7 protein-coding genes are annotated in these 6,347 nt (G+C 69.0%); 5 read left to right on the top strand and 2 right to left on the bottom strand.

The window, feature by feature from the left end; genetic code table 11:
- Nucleotides 1–116: 116 nt before the first annotated feature.
- Complete coding sequence (locus tag FF041_RS29415; protein ID WP_153525619.1) at nucleotides 117–1,586, bottom strand: APC family permease; 1,470 nt, start codon at nucleotides 1,584–1,586, stop codon at nucleotides 117–119.
- Between the two features lie 77 nt (nucleotides 1,587–1,663).
- On the opposite strand from FF041_RS29415, the gene FF041_RS29410 reads away from it, so the two are divergent.
- Nucleotides 1,664–2,686, top strand: a complete 1,023-nt coding sequence (locus tag FF041_RS29410; RefSeq protein WP_153525618.1) for a 4-hydroxy-3-methylbut-2-enyl diphosphate reductase — start codon at nucleotides 1,664–1,666, stop codon at nucleotides 2,684–2,686.
- 30 nt (nucleotides 2,687–2,716) lie between these two features.
- On the top strand, nucleotides 2,717–3,454 hold the full coding sequence (gene ppgK / locus FF041_RS29405) for a polyphosphate--glucose phosphotransferase (RefSeq protein ID WP_153525617.1): 738 nt from the start codon (nucleotides 2,717–2,719) through the stop codon (nucleotides 3,452–3,454).
- 38 nt (nucleotides 3,455–3,492) lie between these two features.
- Here ppgK and FF041_RS29400 read toward each other — a convergent pair whose 3' ends face one another.
- Entirely contained in the window at nucleotides 3,493–4,059 is a 567-nt protein-coding gene (locus FF041_RS29400; protein ID WP_323393054.1) for a DUF6542 domain-containing protein, read from the bottom strand.
- Nucleotides 4,060–4,283: 224 nt separating this feature from the next.
- On the opposite strand from FF041_RS29400, the gene ychF reads away from it, so the two are divergent.
- The 3 genes from ychF to FF041_RS29385 all read left to right on the top strand — a co-directional run bounded on the left by ychF (nucleotide 4,284) and on the right by FF041_RS29385 (nucleotide 6,099).
- A complete protein-coding gene (gene ychF / locus FF041_RS29395) occupies nucleotides 4,284–5,372 on the top strand; it encodes a redox-regulated ATPase YchF (RefSeq protein WP_323371506.1) in 1,089 nt (362 codons plus the stop codon).
- Nucleotides 5,373–5,560: 188 nt separating this feature from the next.
- Nucleotides 5,561–5,848 carry a type II toxin-antitoxin system Phd/YefM family antitoxin gene (locus FF041_RS29390; protein WP_153525616.1) on the top strand — a complete coding sequence of 96 codons (288 nt, stop codon included), beginning with the start codon at nucleotides 5,561–5,563 and terminating at the stop codon, nucleotides 5,846–5,848.
- Nucleotides 5,845–6,099 (top strand): Txe/YoeB family addiction module toxin, encoded by a 255-nt coding sequence (locus FF041_RS29385; protein ID WP_323393052.1) that lies wholly within the window; start codon nucleotides 5,845–5,847, stop codon nucleotides 6,097–6,099. Before FF041_RS29390 ends, FF041_RS29385 begins: the two co-directional genes overlap by 4 nt.
- Nucleotides 6,100–6,347 lie beyond the last annotated feature (248 nt).

Raw genomic sequence — 6,347 nt, 5'->3', positions numbered from 1 at the left:
CCGCACCTACCCCACCGGCCCCAGCCCACAACGCACCCCGCCCGGAGCGGACCCGCACCCACCCCACCCCACCCAGCCCGAAGCACCCCGAAGCCCCGCACCCGGCAAGGGCCCCCTCACCGCCCAGCCCCCGTACGCCTCTCCCGCCCGTTGTGCCCTTCACGCCCCCACAGCAGCGCGAGCACCACCAGCCCCACGCCCAGCCACACCACCCCCACCACCTGCGCCGACCCGGCCGCCTCGGCGATCACCGCGATCAGGATCACCGCCCCCAGCACGGGGATCACCAGATGGCGCCCCCAGCGCGGCGGACCCGCCATCCGGCGGACCACGAACCAGCCGACCACGCTCGCGTGCAGCAGGACGAACGCTGTGAGCGCGCCGATGTCGACCACCGACACCAGATGCCCGAGCCCGTCAGCCCGCCGCGCCGCCCACAGCGCGGCCACCAGATTCACCGCCGCCGCCAGCAGCAGCGCCACCCGTGGCACACCCCCGTCCGTACGGGCGAGCGCGTGCGGCAGCCGCCGCTCCCGCGCCATGGCGAACAGCAGCCGACCTGCCGCCGCCTGCCCCGCCAGCGCCGCGAAGGCCGCCCCGATCGCCTTGCTCACCGCGATCAGATCGTGCAGCCAGGTCCCGACCGAGGCGTCCACGGCGTCGTAGAAGGCCGTCCCCTGCCGCTCGGGCTCCGCCGCCAGGCGGGCCGAGGAGACCGGCTCCAGCAACGCTGCCAGATAGGTCTGCACGATGAACAGCGCCCCGGCCAGCACCAGACAGAACAGCACCGCCCGCGCGACCTGCCGGGAGCCCCCGGTGACCTCCTCCGCGAAGGAGGCGATGGCGTCGAAGCCCAGATACGACAGCACCGCCACCGATACCGCGCCGAACACGGCCGCCATCGAGAAACCGGTGTCCCCCGTGATCGGCGAGAGCCACTCCCGCTGGGCCCCGTCGCGTACGAGCACGACCACCGCCGACACCACGAACACCAGCAGCACCACGATCTCCATCGCGAGCACCGCGAAGCCGACCCGGGCCGCCGCCCGTACCCCCCAGAGATTGAGCAGGGTGGTCAGGACGACGGCGATCCCGGTCCACACCCACCGGTCCACCCCCGGGACCAGCGCCTCCATCGCGATCCCGGAGAAGAGATAGGCGACGGCGGGGATGAGCAGATAGTCGAGCAGGGCCATCCATCCGGCGATGAACCCGGGCCCCTCGCCCAGGCCCTTGCGGGCGTAGGTGAAGACCGAGCCCGCCTGCGGGGCGACCCGGACCATCTGGGCGTAGCTCAGCGCGGTGAACGCCATGGCGACGGTGGCGACCGCGTAGCCGAGGGCGACCGCGCCCTGCGATGTGGCGTCGAGAGCTCCGTAGACGCCGACGGGCGCCATGGGGGCGATGAAGAGCAGACCGTAGACGACCAGGTCACGGAAGCCGAGCGTGCGCCGCAGCCCGCCACCGGATCCACCGGATCCACCGGATCCACCGGATCCACCGGATCCTGCGGTGCCACCGGATTCGCCAGCGCCGCCGTCACAGTGTCCCCGCCCCGCCCCGGGTCCGTCCGTGCCCGTCGTCATCCGGCTCTCCGTCCCTGGCTGCCGTCATCAGTGTTCCCCCGTACGGTGATCTCCCGCCTCTTCTGAGCGGCCTTACGATGGGGGGCATGACTGCTACGTCTCCCGCCCGCCGCGTCCTCCTCGCCGCTCCCCGTGGCTACTGCGCGGGCGTGGACCGCGCTGTGATCGCCGTCGAGAAGGCCCTTGAGCAGTACGGCTCGCCGGTCTACGTCCGCCACGAGATCGTCCACAACAAGTACGTGGTGCAGACCCTGGAACGGAAGGGAGCGATCTTCGTCGAGGAGACGGCGGAGGTCCCCGAGGGGGCCATCGTCATGTTCTCCGCGCACGGTGTGTCCCCCGTCGTCCATGAGGAGGCGGCGCGGCGCAGCCTCGCGACCATCGACGCGACCTGCCCCCTGGTCACCAAGGTCCACAAGGAAGCGGTCCGGTTCGCCAATGAGGATTACGACATCCTTCTGATCGGCCATGACGGCCATGAGGAGGTCATCGGCACCGCCGGGGAGGCCCCCGACCACATCACCCTGGTCGACGGCCCCGACGATGTGGCGAAGGTCGAGGTCCGCGACGAGTCGAAGGTGGTGTGGCTGTCCCAGACCACGCTCTCGGTCGACGAGACGATGGAAACGGTCGACAAGCTGAAGGAGAAGTTCCCGCAGCTGATCTCCCCGCCGAGCGACGACATCTGCTACGCGACCCAGAACCGCCAGATCGCGGTGAAGCAGATGGGCGCGGACGCGGATCTGGTCATCGTCGTCGGCTCGAAGAACTCGTCGAACTCGGTGCGGCTGGTCGAGGTGGCGCTCGGCGCGGGCGCGCGCGCCGCCCATCTGGTCGACTTCGCCGAGGAGATCGACGAGGCATGGCTGGAGGGCGTCTCCACGGTCGGTCTGACCTCGGGCGCCTCGGTGCCCGAGATCCTGGTCGAGGGCGTCCTGGAGTGGCTGTCCCAGCGAGGTTTCCAGGATGTCGAGCTGGTGAAGGCGGCCGAGGAGTCGATCACCTTCTCGCTGCCGAAGGAGCTGCGCCGGGATCTGCGCGCGGAGGCGGCGGAGCTGCTGGCGGCGGCGGGTTCTGCGGATAGCGCTTCTGACGCGTGACGGCCGGGAGCTGCCCGTAACGTTGGATCCATGAACCTGTTCGGAGTGGACATCGGCGGATCGGGCATCAAGGGCGCTCCCGTGGATCTGGAGCGCGGCGAGCTGACGCAGGAGCGTCATAAGGTTCTGACCCCGCATCCGGCGACGCCGGACGCGGTGGCGGACGGGGTCGCCGAGGTGGTGAAGAACTTCGCGTGGACGGGGCCGGTCGGGATCACCTTCCCGGGGGTGGTGACGGGCGGGATCACCCGTACGGCGGCCAATGTCGACCAGGGCTGGGTCGATCTGGACGCCGCCAAGCTGCTGAGCGAGCGGCTGGACGGCGTCGAGGTCACTCTGCTGAACGACGCGGACGCGGCGGGCGTCGCGGAGATGACCTTCGGCGCGGGTCGTGGCCGCAAGGGAACCGTGATGCTGCTGACGCTCGGTACGGGGATCGGCAGCGCGGTCTTCATCGACGGCCGTCTGGTGCCCAATACGGAGCTCGGCCATCTGGAGCTGAACGGCCGGGAGGCCGAGAAGCACGCGTCGACCAAGGCCAAGGAGGACGAGGGTCTGAGCTGGCAGCACTGGGCGCGGCGGGTGCAGAAGTATCTGGCCCATGTGGAGATGCTCTTCTCGCCCGAGCTGTTCATCATCGGCGGCGGGGTGAGCCGGAAGGCGGACAAGTTCCTTCCGCACATCGAGGGGATCAGGGCGGAGATCGTTCCGGCGGAGCTCCAGAACAACGCGGGGATCGTGGGCGCGGCGATGGCGGCGCGCGGATAGCTGCTGCTCGGGGCCGGCCGTTCCGTTGGCGCCCGGGGTCAGGACCCGGGGCGGCGCCCGGGCGGCGGCCCGGGGCGGACGCGACGCCTGCGCCGGCCCATCTCCCGTCCCTTCCGTACGCAGGTGATCAGCCCGGCGACGAGAGTCCCGCCGTACAGCCAGCCCGCGTGCACGGCGAGCGCGGTGACCACGGCCATGATCTGGGCACCGAGGCCGCCCTCCCCACCGGAGATCGGCACGATCCCGACGGCGAAGGCGATGGGGACGCTGATGGGGGCCGTGACCAGGTCCGGCCCCCGCACCCAGAGGGCGGTCAGCGCGCAGACGGGCAGAAAGAGCACCCCGTACACCAGAGCGGAGCCGTCGAACAGCAGCCAGTCCAGCGCGCCGATCACCAGCATGGCGACACAGGCGAAGAGCCCGCCGCCGAGTCCGGTCAGCCGGGGTCCGGGCAGCCGGCGCAGTGCCTGCACCACGGGCGGCACGGGCCGGGCGGGGTGCCGTACGCCGTATACGCCCGGAGGGTCCGCGAGGGCGCTCTGCGACGGCAGCGGAGGCTGAGGCCGCTGCCTGCTCCGGGGGGGACTGATCCTGTGCTGCTCCACGCGACAAACCTAGGCGGCGGGACAGGAGGAATCAGGCACAGGACACGCCCTTTGGCCGACCTTGGCGAAAGGTTCGACTCCCGGATGGCGTCGCCGCCCGCTTCGCCCCGCCCGTAAACTGGGGGATCGGCCCCTGTCCGGGCCGACGCCGACCGGCCGCCGGCCGGTCTCCGTCGCTCAGTCTCCACCCCTTCCCACCGGTTCTCACTCAGGAAGTCGCCAACGTGTCGCTCACGATCGGAATCGTCGGTCTGCCGAATGTCGGCAAGTCGACCCTGTTCAACGCCCTGACCAAGAACGACGTGCTGGCGGCCAACTACCCGTTCGCCACCATCGAGCCGAATGTGGGTGTGGTGGGCGTCCCGGACGTGCGTCTCGCCCAGCTCGCGGAGATCTTCGGCTCGCAGCGGATCCTTCCGGCGACCGTGGACTTCGTGGACATCGCGGGCATTGTGCGCGGTGCGAGCGAGGGGGAGGGCCTGGGCAACAAGTTCCTGGCGAACATCCGTGAGTCGGATGCGATCTGCCAGGTCATCCGGGCCTTCAAGGACGAGAACGTCGTCCATGTCGACGGCAAGGTCTCGCCGAAGGACGACATCGAGACGATCAACACCGAGCTGATCCTCGCGGACCTCCAGTCGGTGGAGAAGGCGGTTCCGCGTCTGACGAAGGAGTCCCGCCTCCAGAAGGAGAAGGTCGCCGTGCTGGCGGCGGTCGAGGCGGCGCAGAAGATCCTGGAGTCGGGCCAGACCCTGTTCTCGGCGGGCATCACCAAGGGCACGGAGCAGGGCGAGCTGCTGCACGAGCTGCATCTGCTGACGACCAAGCCGTTCCTCTATGTCTTCAACGTCGACGAGGACGAACTCGTCGACGAGGACTTCAAGAACGAGCAGCGCGCGCTGGTGGCCCCGGCAGAGGCGATCTTCCTCAACGCGAAGATCGAGTCCGAGCTGATCGAACTCGACGACGACGAGGCGCTCGAACTCCTCCAGTCGATGGGCCAGGAAGAGCCGGGCCTCGCCACCCTGGGCCGAGTGGGCTTCGACACCCTGGGCCTCCAGACCTACCTGACGGCAGGCCCGAAGGAAACCCGCGCCTGGACCATCAAGAAGGGCGCGACCGCTCCGGAGGCGGCCGGTGTGATCCACACCGACTTCCAGAAGGGCTTCATCAAGGCGGAGGTCATCTCCTTCGCCGACCTGGTGGAGACGGGTTCGGTGGCGGAGGCCCGCGCGAAGGGGAAGGCGCGCATGGAGGGCAAGGAGTACGTGATGCAGGACGGGGACGTGGTGGAGTTCCGCTTCAACGTCTGAGCGGATGAGCTGGCGCCACGTCGGTGACGTGGCGAACGCGCAGGTCAGAAGGGGTCGACTCCTCCGGGAGTCGGCCCCTTGTCGTATCCCGTGCTGGGAGACCTGATCGCCTGTCAACCGCTCGGCCCACCTGGGGGGCGTCGAGAGTGGTACGTTATCAGGTACCACTTGATGGAAGGGGTCAGGTCATGTCCATAACCGCGAGCGAAGCCCGCAAGGCTCTCTTCCCGCTGATCAAGAAGGTCAACGACGATCACGAGGCCATCGAGATCGTCTCCAAGCACGGCAATGCCGTGCTCGTCTCGGCCGAGGACTATGCGGCGCTGCGCGAGGGCTCGTACCTGCTGCGCTCTCCGGCGAATGCCCGTCGACTGCTCAAGGCGTACGAGAACGCCCTGGCCCACGTCAACGTGTCGGAGCGCGAGCTGATCGATCCGGACTCGCCGGACGCGGGTGCGGGTGCGGGTGCCGCGTGAGGCTCGTCTTCGAGGATCAGGGCTGGGAGGACTACACGTCCTGGCTCAAGAACGACCGCAAGATGCTCGCCCGGATCAACAAGCTCATCGAGGACGTCAAGCGTGATCCGTTCTCGGGGATCGGCAAGCCCGAGCCCCTGAAGTACCACCTGCCGGGGGTTTGGTCGCGGCGGATCGACGACGAGCACCGTCTTGTCTACTTGGTGACGGACAAGGAGATCGTGGTCCTCGCCGCCCGGTACCACTACTGACTGCTCAGGCAGTGCGGGTGTGCTGGGATGTTCATCCCGTGCTGGATAGGTGCTCTTGCCCGTAGGTTAGCGATCCCCGACGTTGCTCGTCGCTTGTCCGTCTACCAAGCGAGCGCAGACGACGGTCCTGGAAGCCCTTCCGGCTCCGCGAAGACGGTCGCGCCTGGGGGTAGCTCGATCGGGTGGTCGCGCCTCTGGTTCCGTGTCCTCGTCGCGGTCGGCCAGTAGTACGTATGGCTATGGGGATT

The sequence above is a fragment of the Streptomyces jumonjinensis genome (assembly GCF_009600885.1).
GTDB classification, from domain to species: domain Bacteria; phylum Actinomycetota; class Actinomycetes; order Streptomycetales; family Streptomycetaceae; genus Streptomyces; species Streptomyces jumonjinensis.
This window is presented reverse-complemented; position numbering and strand designations above follow the sequence as displayed.

What these genes read in the sequence shown, in the direction of transcription:
- FF041_RS29415 (WP_153525619.1), bottom strand. Translation starts at nt 1,586, where the DNA reads ATGACGACGGGCACGGACGGACCCGGGGCGGGGCGGGGACACTGTGAC.
- FF041_RS29410 (WP_153525618.1), top strand. Translation starts at nt 1,664, where the DNA reads ATGGGGGGCATGACTGCTACGTCTCCCGCCCGCCGCGTCCTCCTCGCC.
- ppgK (WP_153525617.1), top strand. Translation starts at nt 2,717, where the DNA reads ATGAACCTGTTCGGAGTGGACATCGGCGGATCGGGCATCAAGGGCGCT.
- FF041_RS29390 (WP_153525616.1), top strand. Translation starts at nt 5,561, where the DNA reads ATGTCCATAACCGCGAGCGAAGCCCGCAAGGCTCTCTTCCCGCTGATC.